We start from the raw sequence: 16690 nt of genomic DNA, 5'->3' as shown, positions 1-16690 counted from the left end.
TTGGAGGTACTCAGGCGGCCTGATTATCAAATCACGGAGAAAGAATTGCTGGCGGCCTGGGTATTATTCGCCAATCAGTTGCTCAAATATGGCTATGCTATGGCTGATTTATGAGGGGATCCTTCAGGGCTAAGTATCGCCTTAAGGATGATGGTATAAAGATAGCTTTAGATAAGTTTGACACAAAAAATTTTGATATAAGTGCTTTAAAGTTTTATGACTATATTAAATTTGATTGTAAATCATTGATGAAGAAAAGAATTGATAATGGGTTTACAAGTGATTTCGTACATTTTTTATATAATCTAGTTGAAATGAAGGTGTCAACAGTTGCGGAAAGAGTTGAAACGAAGGACGAATATAACTACGTAATGGAACTACCATTTACGCATCTACAAGGATTTTATGAGATAAAAAACAATACTTAATACTGATATTAATCATGGTGCTTAAATATGGAAACTTTAAAAATATACGCTAAAAAAATAAAGCTTGCACTATATTTAAGTGTTTGTATTGTTTTTTGTGTATATTTTTTATCTCTCTCAAATAGAGGTATAGAGGAATCTTCATTAAATTATTTAAATGAAATGACCCTGAGAAACGCTTTAAGTATTGAATCTGGATTAACTTATATTCTAGAACGGTTAAGTCAGTCCGTACGTCTAGTTGAGTCTGATAAAGAATTGGTCAATCCTAATGGCGAGTATAATTATAAGAAAATGCTCGTAGATTTGCAGGCCACTTCTGTTCGCGAGCATTTTGATGCTTTAAGAGTGGCTATTATTGACGTAGATGGAAATGCAATTACCAGTGATAATTTAAATAAGAATTTAGCACACCGTGATTTTTTTAGAAAGTCATTGTCAGGAGAGTTAAATGTCTCGAAAATAATAAATGATGCATGGTCAGAAAACGAGATTATTGTTTTTTCATCACCAATTTACTACTCAGGAGACATTATTGGTGTTGCAACTATTGCACTCGAAAAAGATGTGGTTTCGAAGCTGGTTGGATTAGACAATGCTACTGAGCATGGATTTTCTTACATTAAACAAGAAGATGGGAAAATGGTTATTTCAAATTTCTCTTCTATTTTAACTAAAACATTTAAAGGAATTATAAACTCTCATGTAGTTTTTTCCAATGAAATTACTATTAATGGAGGAAAGTATTACATTAATTCAAAAAAGATAAAATATAATGGCTGGGAGGTTTTCACTGTTTTGAATGACTTATCAAATAAAAATATTTTCAAATATTTGTATGGGTTTGCTTTTGCTTCTATTTTGATTATATTTTTGTTTTTAAAGTATGTAATATTTCCGAAGTTATTTTATAGTGATATTGATTCTAAATTTAATGAGGTTACAAGTTTACCTAATTTAGAATTTTTATCTAAAGATATTATGGTCAATGTAAATGGTTTCGTAGTGTCATTTTGTTTGAAAAATTATGATTATTTAAAGGTTTCAATAACGGAACAAGAGTTGAATTTACTTCTTGTTAAAGCTGCCAGCATTGTAAATAACACTTTTCTTGATTGTGTCAAATTGTTTCACAATGGTAAAGATGATTTTATTATGCTTGTTAATTTAGAAAATGAACAAAGTTTATTGTATAAGCTTGAGAATATAAACACAGGTTTTTGTTCTCAAAATACTTCATTGCGTCTTTTTTTTGGCATTTATAAAGTCGAAGAAAAAAATGAAAAATTACATGAAGCTATAAAAAAATCCATTTTTGTTAGAGATATTTATAAGTTTAGATCCACGGGACATTTTTATCGAAATTACTCTAAGGAAGAATTAAACGCATATCTAAAAATGTCAAAGATAGAAGCAACAATGATAAGTGCATTTGATAGAAACGAATTTGAATTTTTTGTGCAACCTAAAATTTGTTTAAAATCAAATTTGGTTGTAGGAGGGGAGGCCCTTGTCAGGTGGTTTTACAATGGTCAATATGTATTACCTAGTGATTTTATTCCAATTTTCGAAAAAAATGGCACTATTTCCAAGTTAGATTTATATATTTTCGAAAGAGTATGTAGTTATCTTGCCTCAATGATTAAGTTTAAACCAGATTTTGCACTGCCAATTTCAGTGAATCTTTCTAGATACTATATTTTTGAGCCTGAATTGGTTGATTGCATTAGTTCTTGTTTAAATAAACATAATATACCACCGGAGTTGATTGAATTTGAAATAACTGAAACGGCATTCGAGCAAGTTAAGGATTATAATGTTCTTTCTGAAATAATTGCCAAATTAAAAGATATTGGTGTAAAAGTCTCTTTAGATGATTTTGGCGAAGGATATTCTTCATTGCGATTCTTTTCGACACTACATTTTGACACGATAAAATTTGATAGAGAATTCTTTAAAAACTTAAAGTCAAGAGATATCAAAGTTATTAGTTCATTTGTTGATACTGCTCATAAACTTGGAATGAAAGTTGTTGCTGAAGGTGTTGAGACAGAGGCTCAATTAAAAATTTTAAAAAAAATAGATTTTGATTATGTGCAAGGTTATATCTACAGCAAACCCCTTCCTGTAGAAGATTATTTCAATTTTTTAAATATATATAATCAAAAAACTATAAATGGTTAAGTTGTTGATTATGTTTATATTTATTTGAATTAATTCATGTTTTTTTCACTAATTTTTCATTAATTAGGTTGGGCTTTCTGATATTATCTTTTTAGTTGATATTTGGGGAAGGTCATGGTCGATTTTAAAGAAAGTAATGTTTTAATATTAGTTGACATGAAATCGGGACTGGTAAAATTTGAATTATCAAATTCTAATTTAGTTTTCGATAGGTCTTGTAGGCTTGGTCGGAATGAATTGTTATTATTAATAGCTCTATTTGAAAGTTTAGATGTTCCATTAAGCAGGGTTGAATTAATAAAAATGTGCTGGGAAAATAAGTTTGTAACTGATAATACATTATCTGTTTCAGTCTCAAAGTTGAGAAAATTACTTTCAATTATTGATTGTCATGATGATTTGAAAACAATCAATTGCTATGGGTATATGCTTGCTCCTGAAGTAGCAAACTATCAAAAAGTTACTACAGATAAAGTAGATCTGTTAGTTATTTCTAAAGTATAGTTAAAACTTATTATTATTTAAAGTTTTTATTGTTTAAGGTTTATTATGAGTTCTGTAATTGGTTTTAAGATTAATAAAATAACAGCAACAGTTTTGTTGGTTCTTTATGGAAATGCAGTTTTTCTATCGCCATTGGCATTGGCTGTTGATCATGTAGGAAAGTATAAACAAGTAAAGTTATTGCCTTATACCATTGTTGAAGGTGATACTTTGTATAGCCTTGCAAAGAAGAATAGTTTAACGGTTGATGAATTGATTTTAATCAATAAGGATTCACCAGAACCTATTGTTTCAGCTGAAGAAATAAAATCTGGGCAAGTTATTTATTTTCCTGAGAAAAATGTCACCTTCAACTTGCCAGATTTAGGTGATGTCAAAACAAAATCGAGTAAAGTAATTGACAATAAGACTATTGCGCAGAACTTGAATCGCGTTGGAAATCAGTATTCAACCGAAAAGGAGTCTAGCCAGTACTCTTCATACATCAAGTCTATTTCTGGGGGGAATAATAGCGATACATATTCTGATTGGCTTGTTAATAATAGTGTCAATAATAGAGATTCTACGAAAACACCATCTACAAATGTAGTAGATGGTGAAATCAAATATTGGAAACAACAAGGGTTGTCATTAGTAGAGTCCCAAGCTGAAAATATTTTAAATGATCAGTTTAAGCGATTCGGCTCTGCTGAAATTGAAATTAATCTGAATGAAAACTTTGAAGTTGATGATTATGGAGTTGATTTCTTAGCGCCATTAGTGGATGTAGATAATCAGTTGTTTTTCAGCCAAATTGGCGTTCATCATCAAAAGTTTAATGATCATACAACAGTTAATATGGGTATTGGCCAAAGACATTTTTTTGAACGTTGGATGTTTGGTTATAATGCTTTCTGGGATGTATTACTTTCAAACGAAAAATCACCTGGACACCAACGTTTAGGCTTGGGTATTGAATCTTGGGCTGATAACCTAAAATTTACTACAAACTATTATTTTCCTTTAAGTGATTGGAAAGATTCTTTAATATTGAATAATTATGAGGAAAGGGCTGCAAAAGGCTTTGATATTCAAGCTGCATATTATTTAAAAAAGTATCCTCAATTAGGCCTTAATGCAAAATATGAACAATATTTTGGAGATGAGGTTGACTTGTTGAATAATGGTAATAGATTGCACAATCCTTCAGCGGCATCTTTGGGGGTCGAATGGCAACCATTACCCCTATTATCATTAAATGTAGATCATACATGGGCTGCAAGTCAGCAAGACAATACATTAGCAACATTAAACTTTAATTGGCAAATTGGTGCTAGTTTTTCTGAAATGTTTGAATCAGAAAACGTTGCTAAAACACGAAATTTGCAAGGTATGCGTTATGACTCTGTTGAGCGTAATAACAATATTGTTTTAGAGTATAAAGAAAAAGCGAGAATCGTATCGGTTAAGCATCTGCCTATTGTCGGCTTTTCTGGGCAAATGATTACGCTTAATCCTACAGTATCAATTTCAAATGGAAATATTGTTAAGTACCATTGGATGAGCCCTGATCCTTTGTTAAGTCGTAGTTTGAATAATATTTATAGTAAAAATGCAAACCTTACGTTACCTCAAATAGCTTTAGAGTTCATCAACTCTGGAGTTGACTTTCCACTTTATCTTAAAGTGGAAGATGAAAAAGGTAATATTTACGAGTCTGATAAAATTCCAGTAAAAGTAACAATTGATAGTAATAGAGTTGTTGAAAGGATTTTTTCATTAACGCCTGAAATTGAAGTCGATTCTATCGACAAACCAGACGTGTCAATAGAAAACTTTCCCAAAAGCTTTGTTCTTGAGTGGGTTTTTATTATTCATGACAAAAGTGATTCAACTAATTGGGACTTTTACAAACCTAATGACATTGAACTGAAAAAGTTACAACTTTTTGATGTTGAACGCTTACCTGGCCGTTATGCCGAATATTCTTATAGTCATTCCGAAAGTAAGAAAATTTGGATTGAGAAGTTAAAGTTTACAGTGAAGGACGGAATTTCAATTCCAAATTTATTCCATGAAAAATTCACTTTAAGTACAGTTGGACCATCTAATCGGTCTTCATCGATCAGCTTAGATATTGCATTAAATAATCGTTCTGTATCACCGCAGATTACTGATCTGCGTCTCGCGGGTAAGTTAGAAGTCGGCCAAAGCTTGAGTGCAACCTATGGCTTTAATGCCAACGGTGGCGACAGCAATGATAAGTCCACCTATGTGTGGGGCAATAAAGGTGATACCGCCGCCACTGTGGCTGCCGGCGCCTCGGTAACCACCTCGGGCCAAGTGCCTGCGGTGAGCCTGACGGCAGCAGACATTGGTGAGATCAAGGAAGTCTCCGTGCAGGCCAAGAACGGCCTTGCCATTACCGGTAACACCTTAACGGTGAACAGCAGCCAAGGGGCTGGTAACGGTGATGACACCACGGGCGGCAGTGACACGGACGGCGACGGCAAAGGCGATACGGTCATTGACCCTGCGGCTGGGCCGCAGATTACTGATCTGCGTCTCGCGGGTAAGTTAGAAGTCGGCCAAAGCTTGAGTGCAACCTATGGCTTTAATGCCAACGGTGGCGACAGCAATGATAAGTCCACCTATGTGTGGGGTAATAAAGGTGATACCGCCGCCACTGTGGCTGCCGGCGCCTCGGTAACCACCTCGGGCCAAGTGCCTGCGGTGAGCCTGACGGCAGCAGACATTGGTGAGATCAAGGAAGTCTCCGTGCAGGCCAAGAACGGCCTTGCCATTACTGGTAACACCTTAACGGTGAACAGCAGCCAAGGGGCGGCTAACGGTGATGACACCACGGGCGGTGGTAATGGCGGTGAAGTATTAGATCCAAACAATATCCAAGTCGCAATTCACTATACCTCTAGTGCGACAATTTTGGCTAATGGAACAAATGGGGGAGCTTACACAGGCACAGAGAATATTAGAGCTGTAGCTAATGTTGATGAAATGACGGCTATGTGCCAAATCCTAGGTGAATCGTCAATGTCGCCCTGTGATACACGCTTTAATTTGAATTGGTATGTCAATGGAAGAATTGTTCCTGGGGCTGTCAATCATAAATTTACGCCAGTGGCAACTGACCAAGGTCTTCCTGTTGCTGTTGAAGCAACATTAAAACCTTAATTAAAACAAAGTATTGTATTAAATATCATTAAACATAAGTGAGACGTAACGTGTTGACATTAAATAAAAAAATTCTATCAGCAATGATAAGCTCTGTACTTGCAGTGGGCGTTGCACAAGCGGCAATGTCTCCGGTCACCCCTGCAGTGGTGGGCCATAAGCCTAAACTCACCTTTAATGGTACTAAGCCTGCTGCTATACAACTCGGCGATACCATTACCGTTAATGCGAGTGATTTTATCTTTACAGATGACGATGGTGATCTTGAGGACGCTCGTAATTATGTCTGGAAGCTTGATGGTAATCCAACTGGCACGACAGGATTAAGTTACCCTATCTTAATTACGGATAACGCATCAGTTAATAAAAAGCTCACCTTGGAAATTATTCCAACAACAACGTCGGGCGATCCTATTAGTGGCGACCCATTAGTTGTTGATTTTGGTGTAGTGCAATTTAAACCTGGTGCTGTTCCGGAAATTACAAACTTAAAGATGACGGGCATTTTACAACTAGGCAAAACACTCGGTGCCACCTATAGCTTTGACTCACATGGCGGTGATAATACCGACAAATCTACCTACAAATGGGGCCGCGTTGGTCAAACTGCTGCAGGAGTATCTGCTGAGCCTTCCGTCACAACTACTGAGGTTGTTGATGGATATCTGCTAACGGCTGCTGATGTGGGTAATGTTGTTGAACTGACGGTAGAACCGAAGAATGGTGTGGGGACAATTGGTACTAAAGTCACTATCAATAGTAATGGCTTAACCGGTGGCGGTACCGGTGGTGAGGTTGTTGACCCAACTACAGCAAATGTCAGGGTTACATTTATCAATCCAGCCGCTGATGAGGCCAAACACGGAATAGGCTCTGATGGCCGTCCAGTGGTTGGTCAGAGTACCATGACGGCAGAATGTAAGTTTGAAGGTGCGCCAGTTACCGATTTCAGTATCTGTAATACAGCCATTTATAACCTACAGTGGAAGTCAACAGCAGATAATGGAACCACATATACCAATATTACTGATGGGGTGACTGATGCGACCTATCTACCACATACCAAACACCAAGGTTTGGCTATTGCAGTAGAAGCAACAGTTAAACCATAAAAATCAAAATTAATTAGCCAGCATCAAGGTTAACACTTGATGCTGGCAATGGGATTTATTTGTTTTAGTCAGCTATTGGCTGAAACTGTTAAGAGTTAATTTAACGCTAGCATTTAGTTTATATGTAGTCGTTATATTTGCTTGAGTCATCATTATGTTGAATAAATATAAATATCACGCTTTTAAAGCATTGATCTGTCTATTGGTGTTTAGCAACGCTGACCAAGTGTACGCAAATAACAGTCAACTGACCGAAAAAATTGTCGGCCATAAACCTGTTATTTCCAATGTTAAAATAGATAAGCCCACTCCGCAGTTAGGTGAGACCTTAACGCTTGTTTATGATTATTCAGATGCGGATCAAGATGTCGAGGCTGCCCCGAGTGTGACATGGTATTACAACGATTCCCCCGTTACAGGGCAAATGGGTAAGGCATATACACCTATTTATAATTACAATACCGGTACAGGTAATGCCTGTACAGATTTTAATATTCGTGCTGAGGTTATACCGAAATCTGTAACAGGTGATCCCAAAATCGGTGATATAAAGCCTGTAGCACCCGTGACGGTTGCCATAAATTTACAAGCAATCCCCGGATTTATTATGCCAGATACAACGACGCGAACATGGAGCGATGCCAATGCATTTTGCATAGCAAAAGGGGCTCATTTACCTACAGTAGAGCAACTTAAAAAAGTATTTAAGGATTACACCACTGGTAGCATGAATCAACAAATGAGCACAAAATATGGCTGGCCGCTTTTGGGACACTGCGGAGGTGGAAGCGCATCATATTGGGCAAGTACGCAAGATCCAGTCAGCAAAGGACATTATGATGTTAATATGATGGATGGTGGTGAATATGTATTCGCGCACGATACTAGTCCATACCATACCGCTTGTACTACGGTTGATGGTCCCGCAGAGTTACCGACCGCGGTAACATTAACCTATGGTTCTTCGGCAACTCTCGAAATTAATGGCCCCAGTTCAACAGGCCGCCCTGTAGTAACGATTGATGAAATTACTGCCAATCTTACTTTTGTGCCAAATACTGACACTAACTTGGCAAATTATCGCTTTGAGTGGTATGCCGATGGTATCACCACTGGCGTAATTAAAGATGGAATAAATACCTTTACACCCAGAGTGGAAGACCAAGGCAAAAAGATTAAGGTAGTTGTTAGCCTTATTAAACCTTAAACCTTAAACCTCTGACTTAGTATTTAATTAATTAGCCGAAATAAGTTATAATTTATATCATTCACACAGTTATTTACTCATTACCCTTATTTTATTTTGATTCAAGGTATAAGGATGAAAACGGATGACTATGTGGCTTTTTTTAGAGAGTGTAAAAATGAAGTGTAATTTAATCCATAAAGCTCCAATATGGGCTACAAGATTATTAAGTATAATGGGTTTGTTACTCTCAGTAATAAACCCATTACAGGCAGCAAATAGTGTTGAAAGTAATGAGACCCTTCCAGCAGTAGGGCGTATGCCCGTTTTAATATTTCAACCTGATTTACCTTTAGGTACTAAAGAAGTTGGAGCAACAGATTTCGTTTCTGATATTGTGAAAGTAGGGCAAAACATTGAACTTAAAGATTTGTTAGTGAATGATTATCTAAGTAAAAGTTATTTTGACGCAGATGGAGATATTGAGGGTGGAACAATAGCAGAATGGTTGATTGACGGAGTTATAGTTGAGGTAGGCAGTAGCTTTACACCTTTAAGTATTCATGGTGGACAGATGTTAACTGTGAATATAATCCCAAAATCGATTACAGGAGTTCCACAGCAAGGTCTGCCAATTTCTGGGAATAATGGCATAAGTATCCGTTCTCAGTTAATTGATAAATTCTTTATCCCAGATAAATCGGTGCATTTGTATAATGAAGCAATTAGTTTATGTGCGAATGGTGGAGGAAGACTTCCGACAGTTTTAGAACTTCAAGAAGTATATAAAGAGGCCACGGCAGCGATAAATATTAATTCTACAACTCATTTTGATATGTGTACAAAGTATGGTTGGCCTATGGCTGGAGGCTACTGTGGTGGCAGCTCTTATCGTTATAGGACTAGCGAAGAAGATCCTGTCAATGTAGGTATGGGCAGATACCAAAATGTTGTAATGGCTAATGGAAATGTAGATGTCACAATTGGAACAACAAATACTCAAGTTGCATGTGTTAAAAACTAAGTTTATAGCAATATCATTAATTTTTGGTTTAATAATTTATGATTTTTAGAAGTGACTTAATGAGATTTTTTTTATTGTTTTTGTTATTTTATTGTAAGTCAGCGTTTGCTTATTCAGAGCTATATTTAAAATTTCATATGGGATTAGGGATGAATGGTGATTTTTTTGTGGGCGGTACCTTAGAAAATAAAGGCGACCAAGATGTGCATCAAGGCTATATAGTGGTGACTCCGCTTAGTAGCGATTGTTACCCGAAATCACCTCAACTCTGGCCTTTTGGAAAAATAGCAGCTAATAGTAAATTTGAGTTTAAAGTGCCAATTGCTGGTAAGTTAGAAGGGTATAAGTTTGATATGGTATATGCTATGGATTCATTTGGTAATAAAATTACCGTGATTGATGAAACCGAACCAATCCTTAATAGTAAACAAACTGATTATATCGCTAAGTGCCAATTGAAACGGCAATCGAAAGTTAGTTAATCGTTTATGGAAGTGAATTGATGGCTAGAGTGCCATTATTGATGTTCAGGGATGAACTATTTTGATTTTTCACCCACTTTTTTGTTTGAAATTTTTAATGACATTGATCATTAAGGTGATTGTCCATTAAGGATAGGCTGCTTCAACGGAAGACGTATATATTTATTAAGGATAAAAAGTGATTATACATTTACATTATTTATGATTTTAAAGTAGGTTTTTATGTTTAAATATATGACCATAATACAGAAAATGATCTCTGTATTTTTTATCCTTTGTTTGCTGGTTTTAGGATTAGCATGGTTTTCAGTTATACAACTCGGTAATTTGCATAATAATACCACTAAGATGACTGAAAATCTGATCCCATCTATTCGAGCATCGACTCAAATGCACGTTGCATTACTGGATGCACGCCGTGCTGAACTGAATCTGGTGATTGATGTAATGACACGAGATAAAGCGGCAACGGAGATCAGCAAGCAGCATTTTGAACAAGCGAAACATGAATTTGAAACTGCTAAGCAACAATATGCCAAATTGGAATTTGTATCTGATCAAGAGAGAGAACAATTTATCGAACTTGGTGAAGCCGCTAAAGAATACTTTGCTTTACATGCTTCGTTAATGGCTGCGATTGAGAAAGGCGATATAGCGACAGTTAACACTATGGTCAAAACAGTGACCAAACAAACTCTAGAAGTAGCAGCTGAAGAAACGCTAATTTTACGACGTGAAAACGATAGTGCCGCGCAGAAAATGGCTTTGCAGAGCATGGAGACCTACACAACCGATAAAATGCTAAGCATTATAGTCGGGCTTGGTACCATCTTTTTTGTGTTGACAATGGCGTTTTTACTTATCCGTCAGATCCAAATACCCATAAAGCGGTTACTGGCGCAAACTCAACTGGTCTCAGCAGGTAATTTAACAAATAAGTTAGATGTTAATGCTTTTGCCAGTGATGAGTTTGGTCAACTGGCGGAGAGCTTTAATGAGATGCAAGATAACTTGGGGATGTTGGTTAATGAGGTTGCTAACTCGGTAGTGCAACTTGGTACTGCCGCTGAGGAGATTAGCGCAGTTGCTTTGCAATCATCTAACAATATGCAGACACAGCAAAATGAGTTGATCCAGTTGGCAACCGCAATGCATGAGATGCAAACCACTATGCATGATGTCGCTCGCAATACTAATGATGCGGCTAACGCTGCAACACAGGCAAGTGATACAGCAATACAAGGCAGTGTTACTGTAAATGATTCTATTGACCGGATTGATAAGGTGGCTGGTGCTATTGAAACAACCGCCGCGGTGATCCGTAAATTAGGTGATGACAGCCGGAATATTGGTGTAGTCCTAGAGGTGATCCAAGGTATTGCAGAACAAACTAACTTATTAGCGTTAAATGCTGCTATTGAAGCGGCGAGGGCTGGAGAGCAAGGCCGGGGATTCGCCGTTGTTGCTGAAGAGGTCCGAACCTTATCTAAACGGACCCAGGACTCGACCTTACAAATTAAAAACATCATTTCTGAATTACAGTTACGGGCTAATGAAGCTGGTGAGACTATGCAACAAAGCCAAGCAATGATGATTGAAACGGTTAACAAAGCACAGGAAGCGGGTGAATCGATTGCAAAGATCAGCTGTTCAGTTAGTGATATCTCTGAAATGAATATTCTTATCGCTACTGCAACGGAAGAGCAGGGGGCTGTGAGTGAAGAGCTAAATCGTAATGTGACAAATATTAGTGAAGCTTCTGAAGAGGTCGCAACGGGTGCTAAGCAGATGGCAATGGCATGTAATGATTTAAATCATCTGGCCACGCAATTACAGGATGTGGTAAGAAAGTTTCGTATTTAAACCTCTTCCTAGAAGATTTAAGGTTTATATTCAAAATCACCTCGGCATAGGACCATCATTGTATTAATACCTCTCAATTAATTGTAATCATCATATTAAATGATCGCAATTAATTGAGAGCAAGATCGATTATTTACAACAAATAGTTTGCCAACTCATTCTGCAGATTTCATCGAGTTTAATGGGATCATAGGGTATTGATTCGCGACGAACATAACGTGCTAATGCAGCTGCAGATTCTAGAGAAAGCGCTATAAGATAATTGACGTCGATGTTGAGAATCTCGCCCTTTGAAATTGCTTTTAGGTATATTTGGTAAAGTGGAGCAAACAGCAATTTTTCATACTGATTAACACTATCATAGGAGACTTGAGGTAATTTCTGATATTGTTCAAAGCTGATTTTGTTATCACTACGGATCTTACCGTATTTCACGATATTAAACCAAACGATGCGGTAATTCTCCCATGAAGAATGATTGTCACTAATCCCGTGAAGTAGTTCTTGCGCTAAATTTGCGATAACAGTTTTCCTCAACTCCACAACAAGCTCATCTTTACCGCTAAAATAGAGGTAAATACCTCCTGTGGATATGTTTGCTTCCTTAGCGACTTGCAGCATAGAAAGTCCATCAAATCCATTTTGGGCAATGACTTTTTCAGCAGCTGCCAGAATTTGATCTTTCTTAGATAACATAAATACAACCCTTTAAGCATGTGAAGGAGATAAAGAGCTAACTATATCTCCTAAGTACATAGGATAAAAGTCGTCAAATGAGCGTTACAACATTAGTTAGCATTGCATAGGACTCGAAATGCTGGATCTGTGAGCAAATCCTTTACACCATTGATCATAAATTGCATCCCCATACTGACAAGCAGAAATCCCATTACTCTGGTTAATGCATCGATACCTGTTTTACCCATGAATTTACAGATTGGCTGGGCCATTCTGAGGACCAACCAACTGGTGATACTGATAAGTACAAATGCCGTAACCATTCCGCCATAAATAGGAATACGATTAATTTCTTCAGGTATATCAGATATTTCTGCTGCACCGCTGATGACTAATGCCATTGTTCCTGGGCCACACATACTTGGCATCGTGAGAGGTACAAAGGCTATGCTTGCATCGTCTTCAGTGTTATTGGTTGTTGTTTGGTTTGGAAATAACATTCTAAAACCAATAAAGCCAATGATAAGACCTCCACCTAATCTTAACCCTGGGATTGAGATCCCAAAAATATCGAGGATGGATGAACCGATAAAAAAGGTCACGCAGAGCGTTAAAAATAACCAAATAGCTGCCAGATTGACCTGTTGATTAATGTAGGCTTGGCTTCGTCCTCGTGTTAATCCGAGCAATAACGTTGCTGTTGTTGGTGGGTTGACCATGGGAAGCAAGGCTGTGAAAGCGAGTAATGTGACTTGAAAAAACATCAGGTTCTCCTATATGGGAGGGGAGCCCTAAGGCTCCCGTTTGAATTACCTTTGGATTCTAAATAACACGGCATAGAGCAGCGGGATCACAATCAGTGTCAATATTGTTGCGAACAACAATCCGAACATGATGGTGACAGCCATGCTTTTGAAGAAGGGATCTAAGAGTAAGGGAGCTACGCCCATAATCGTGGTTGCAGCGCCTAATACTACCGGTTTAGCTCGGCTCAGGGCGGCACCGACCACGGCATCAAAGGGTATCGTACCTTCTCGAATATCATTATCGGCTTGATCAACCAACACAATAGCATTTTTGACCATCATGCCTATCAAGCTTAAAAAGCCCAAGATTGCCATAAATTCAAAGGGTGTTTGAAATATGATTAACCCTACGACAACACCAATCACAGCTAGTGGTACTGTCATCCAAATAACCATAGGTTGTTTGAATGCATTAAACATAAAAATGACCGCTAAGATCATTGCTGCAAATCCATAAGGCGCAGAAATGGCGATCCCTTCATTCGCATCATTTGAGGCTTTATATTCGCCATACCAAGTCAACTGATAACCATCAGGTAACGCGATTTGCTCAATTTTATGCCTAATACTATTGAAAGCATCACTAGTTAAAACGCTTGGTGCAGGATCTGCTTGTGCAAGTATAGTCGGCATACGGTTGATTTTACGGATTAACGAGTCTTCCCATTCAAGCCCTACATCTGAAACGAATTGACTCATCGGGACGAAAGCCTGACTTTGATTACTGTATACACTGACATTTTCAATGACCCTATCATGTCTCCGCTCATTTTCTGGGGCTCTTACCACAACAGGAATAAGCTCGTCATTCTGGCGGAACTGTGCGATTTGCCGTCCATTTAATGATTGAGCGATAGCTTGATTTAATTCCCTTGCGGTCAAGCCTTGTTGTTGCATGATTTCTGATAGGTAATTGGGTTTGATAACAGGGATTTGTTGGCGCCAATCGTCCTGAACGGCTATCAGATTATTATCAGCGTTCATGAGTGCTTTGGCTTCTTCAGCGAGTGCTCTGAGTACTTTAGGATCAGGCCCTGAAAATCCCGCCTCTATTTTCTTACCGCCACCGCGGCCAAGCATAAACTTCCACACTTTAATCGATGCATTGGGAAACTGTTGCGATAATTCGGTTTGTAACTCGTCAACTAATTTATTGATGTTTCTGTAATCATCAACATCTATCAACAATTGACCATAGGCTGAATTTCTTGGCTCAGGGGCATAACTTAACATAAACCTCAAGCCACCACTGCCAATGAAAGACGTTACATCGGTAATGTGTTCCTTCTGCTTAACAAACTGACTCATATTGACCATCATATTGCTGGTCTTACTGATATCAGTGCCTTGAGGTAAAAATGCATCAACGACAAATTGAGCTCTTTGTGATTCCGGCATGAAACCAGGAGGTATGCGCCCCATATTCGCGACGGCTAGCACTAACAACCCAAGCAATACTGCTCCAGAGATTAACCGATTGCGTAAAACTAAAATAAGAATTTTGTGATAGAAAGCTAAGATGCGGCTTTCTTTAGTTGCCGTTTTGTTGTTATCAACACTTAAAAATTGATAGCACAAAAGAGGGGTAATAGTGATAGCAAACAACCAGCTTAACAACATCGAGTAGCAAATAACCCAGAATAGGGAACCTGCATATTCGCCCATATCACTTGGGGACAAACCGATTGCACTAAAAGCAAGTATACCCACCACAGTGCCACCGAGCAGTGGCCAAATGGTTGAATCTACGACCTCATTTATTGCAGTGACTTTGTCTTGTCCCTGCTGTAGACGTACTAATACACCATCAGTCACCACAATGGCATTATCAACTAACATGCCAAGCGCAATAATTAAGGCACCAAGTGATATCCGTTGCATGGCAATATCATCAATCAACATGATAATTAATGTACCTGCGACGGTTAACAATAAAACAAAACCAATAATGATGCCTGATCTCACTCCCATAAAGACTAATAACACTACAAATACAATTACGACTGCTGCGATTAGATTATCGACAAAGTTAGCAACAGATGCTCGAACTGAATCGGATTGTATCGAGATTTCATTCAGTTCCATGCCGTAGGGGCGCTGTGATTCAAGTTCGGCTAAACGCTGCTTAACAGCATCACCCATTTCAACCACATTTCCACCAGAAACATTAGAAATGCCCAAGCCGATAGCATGTTGACCGTTGTATGTCATTAAAACATTGGCTGGCTCTTTATATCCTTGATAGATATGTGCAATCTGATTAAGTTGTAATAAGTTGCCATTTGTATTGATACCAATTTTAAGCTTTTTTAAGTCATCGATAGTCAACACTGTATTATTAGGGAGCACAGGAATACGCATACCATCGAGTTCGATGTCTCCTGCTAAAGTTACTAATGTCTGGTTTTTCAGTGTTTGGTAAACCTGCTCAAGGCTCACACCATACTGTTGCAAACGTTCTGAAGAGAGCTCAATAAAAATTTGTTCTGATTTTGTGCCTAAAGTTGCAGTCTTTGCGACACCTTTTACTAATGCCAGTTCCTTCTGTAAAAACTTAACATAGTCATTGAGCTGCTTATCGGTATAACCTTGACCAGTTATAGCGTAAAAGAGGGCATAAACATCTGCAAAATCATCATTCACAAATGAAGGACCCGCCCCGCTGGGGAGATTTCTTTGTGCATCAGATACTTTTCGCCGCAGCTTATCCCAAACTTGGTCTAGCTCAGCTTTGGTTTTCGAAAAATCGAGTTTGATTTCAACCGTTACCTCTGAACTTCCTTGTTTAGAAATGGATTTAACTTCTTTGAGTTCTTGTAAAGACTGCACTGCGGTCTCAATCACTTCAGTAACTTCATCTGCAACTTCAATGGCAGAGGCGCCTGGATAGGGAGTAATAATGACAGCTTGTCGAATAATAAATTCAGGGTCTTCGAATCTTCCTAACCCCTTGTAGCTGATAAAACCTCCAATTAATAACAGAAATATCATAACCCAAAGGCTATTCCTTTTCTTTATTGAATAGGCTGCAATGTTCATTTGCTTACTCCATCAGCGTTAAGTGGCCTTACAAGATCTCCATCTTTTAACGCATTTACGCCAGCAATAACGATTTTATCTTTGGGCCCGATTTCAGATAATAAGTGCGACATTCATGGAAAGGTGTAGAAGAGGAAGCCAACTGCTAAAAGTGGTACGCTCTTCTCGCCAAAGAAACAAGCAGTACTACCATGAATTATCAGCAGTTGACCG

The 16690-nt window shown here is 37.9% G+C and carries 12 protein-coding genes; 9 read left to right on the top strand and 3 right to left on the bottom strand.

What is annotated here, in order from left to right:
- The first annotated feature begins 110 nt into the window (after nt 1-110).
- The 9 genes from AEA42_RS18685 to AEA42_RS18645 all read left to right on the top strand — a co-directional run bounded on the left by AEA42_RS18685 (nt 111) and on the right by AEA42_RS18645 (nt 11954).
- On the top strand, nt 111-428 hold the full coding sequence (locus AEA42_RS18685) for an EAL domain-containing protein (protein WP_055648528.1): 318 nt from the start codon (nt 111-113) through the stop codon (nt 426-428).
- Between the two features lie 27 nt (nt 429-455).
- Nucleotides 456-2612 (top strand): EAL domain-containing protein, encoded by a 2157-nt coding sequence (locus tag AEA42_RS18680; RefSeq protein WP_055648527.1) that lies wholly within the window; start codon nt 456-458, stop codon nt 2610-2612.
- A gap of 114 nt (nt 2613-2726) precedes the next feature.
- Nucleotides 2727-3116, top strand: coding sequence for a helix-turn-helix domain-containing protein (locus AEA42_RS18675; RefSeq protein WP_055648526.1), 390 nt, complete (start codon nt 2727-2729; stop codon nt 3114-3116).
- A gap of 45 nt (nt 3117-3161) precedes the next feature.
- Entirely contained in the window at nt 3162-6287 is a 3126-nt protein-coding gene (locus AEA42_RS18670; protein WP_055648525.1) for an inverse autotransporter beta-barrel domain-containing protein, read from the top strand.
- Between the two features lie 83 nt (nt 6288-6370).
- A complete protein-coding gene (locus AEA42_RS18665; RefSeq protein WP_156312376.1) occupies nt 6371-7399 on the top strand; it encodes a hypothetical protein in 1029 nt (342 codons plus the stop codon).
- 154 nt (nt 7400-7553) lie between these two features.
- Nucleotides 7554-8606, top strand: coding sequence for a DUF823 domain-containing adhesin (locus AEA42_RS18660; protein ID WP_055648523.1), 1053 nt, complete (start codon nt 7554-7556; stop codon nt 8604-8606).
- Between the two features lie 124 nt (nt 8607-8730).
- Complete coding sequence (locus tag AEA42_RS18655) at nt 8731-9609, top strand: hypothetical protein (RefSeq protein WP_055648522.1); 879 nt, start codon at nt 8731-8733, stop codon at nt 9607-9609.
- 59 nt (nt 9610-9668) lie between these two features.
- The gene (locus AEA42_RS18650; RefSeq protein ID WP_055648521.1) at nt 9669-10091 is read left to right on the top strand and encodes a hypothetical protein; all 423 of its coding nucleotides are present in this window, start codon (nt 9669-9671) and stop codon (nt 10089-10091) included.
- A gap of 222 nt (nt 10092-10313) precedes the next feature.
- Nucleotides 10314-11954 (top strand): methyl-accepting chemotaxis protein, encoded by a 1641-nt coding sequence (locus AEA42_RS18645; protein ID WP_055648520.1) that lies wholly within the window; start codon nt 10314-10316, stop codon nt 11952-11954.
- A gap of 129 nt (nt 11955-12083) precedes the next feature.
- Here the strand turns inward: AEA42_RS18645 and AEA42_RS18640 are convergent, their stop codons facing one another.
- The 3 genes from AEA42_RS18640 to AEA42_RS18630 all read right to left on the bottom strand — a co-directional run bounded on the left by AEA42_RS18640 (nt 12084) and on the right by AEA42_RS18630 (nt 16477).
- Nucleotides 12084-12650, bottom strand: a complete 567-nt coding sequence (locus AEA42_RS18640) for a TetR/AcrR family transcriptional regulator (protein ID WP_055648519.1) — start codon at nt 12648-12650, stop codon at nt 12084-12086.
- A gap of 92 nt (nt 12651-12742) precedes the next feature.
- Entirely contained in the window at nt 12743-13396 is a 654-nt protein-coding gene (locus AEA42_RS18635) for a MarC family NAAT transporter (RefSeq protein WP_055648518.1), read from the bottom strand.
- A gap of 45 nt (nt 13397-13441) precedes the next feature.
- A complete protein-coding gene (locus tag AEA42_RS18630) occupies nt 13442-16477 on the bottom strand; it encodes an efflux RND transporter permease subunit (RefSeq protein ID WP_055648517.1) in 3036 nt (1011 codons plus the stop codon).
- Nucleotides 16478-16690 lie beyond the last annotated feature (213 nt).

It is taken from the genome of Shewanella sp. Sh95, assembly GCF_001308045.1.
GTDB lineage: Bacteria > Pseudomonadota > Gammaproteobacteria > Enterobacterales > Shewanellaceae > Shewanella > Shewanella xiamenensis.
The sequence above is the reverse complement of the archived record's forward strand: the minus strand, read 5'-3'. Positions and strand labels throughout refer to the sequence as shown.

Bases quoted from the DNA above. Each gene is read 5' to 3' on its own strand.
- AEA42_RS18685 (WP_055648528.1), top strand. From the start codon at position 111: ATGAGGGGATCCTTCAGGGCTAAGTATCGCCTTAAGGATGATGGTATA.
- AEA42_RS18680 (WP_055648527.1), top strand. From the start codon at position 456: ATGGAAACTTTAAAAATATACGCTAAAAAAATAAAGCTTGCACTATAT.
- AEA42_RS18675 (WP_055648526.1), top strand. From the start codon at position 2,727: ATGGTCGATTTTAAAGAAAGTAATGTTTTAATATTAGTTGACATGAAA.
- AEA42_RS18670 (WP_055648525.1), top strand. From the start codon at position 3,162: ATGAGTTCTGTAATTGGTTTTAAGATTAATAAAATAACAGCAACAGTT.
- AEA42_RS18665 (WP_156312376.1), top strand. From the start codon at position 6,371: ATGATAAGCTCTGTACTTGCAGTGGGCGTTGCACAAGCGGCAATGTCT.
- AEA42_RS18660 (WP_055648523.1), top strand. From the start codon at position 7,554: ATGTTGAATAAATATAAATATCACGCTTTTAAAGCATTGATCTGTCTA.
- AEA42_RS18655 (WP_055648522.1), top strand. From the start codon at position 8,731: ATGACTATGTGGCTTTTTTTAGAGAGTGTAAAAATGAAGTGTAATTTA.
- AEA42_RS18650 (WP_055648521.1), top strand. From the start codon at position 9,669: ATGAGATTTTTTTTATTGTTTTTGTTATTTTATTGTAAGTCAGCGTTT.
- AEA42_RS18645 (WP_055648520.1), top strand. From the start codon at position 10,314: ATGTTTAAATATATGACCATAATACAGAAAATGATCTCTGTATTTTTT.
- AEA42_RS18640 (WP_055648519.1), bottom strand. From the start codon at position 12,650: ATGTTATCTAAGAAAGATCAAATTCTGGCAGCTGCTGAAAAAGTCATT.
- AEA42_RS18635 (WP_055648518.1), bottom strand. From the start codon at position 13,396: ATGTTTTTTCAAGTCACATTACTCGCTTTCACAGCCTTGCTTCCCATG.
- AEA42_RS18630 (WP_055648517.1), bottom strand. From the start codon at position 16,477: ATGAACATTGCAGCCTATTCAATAAAGAAAAGGAATAGCCTTTGGGTT.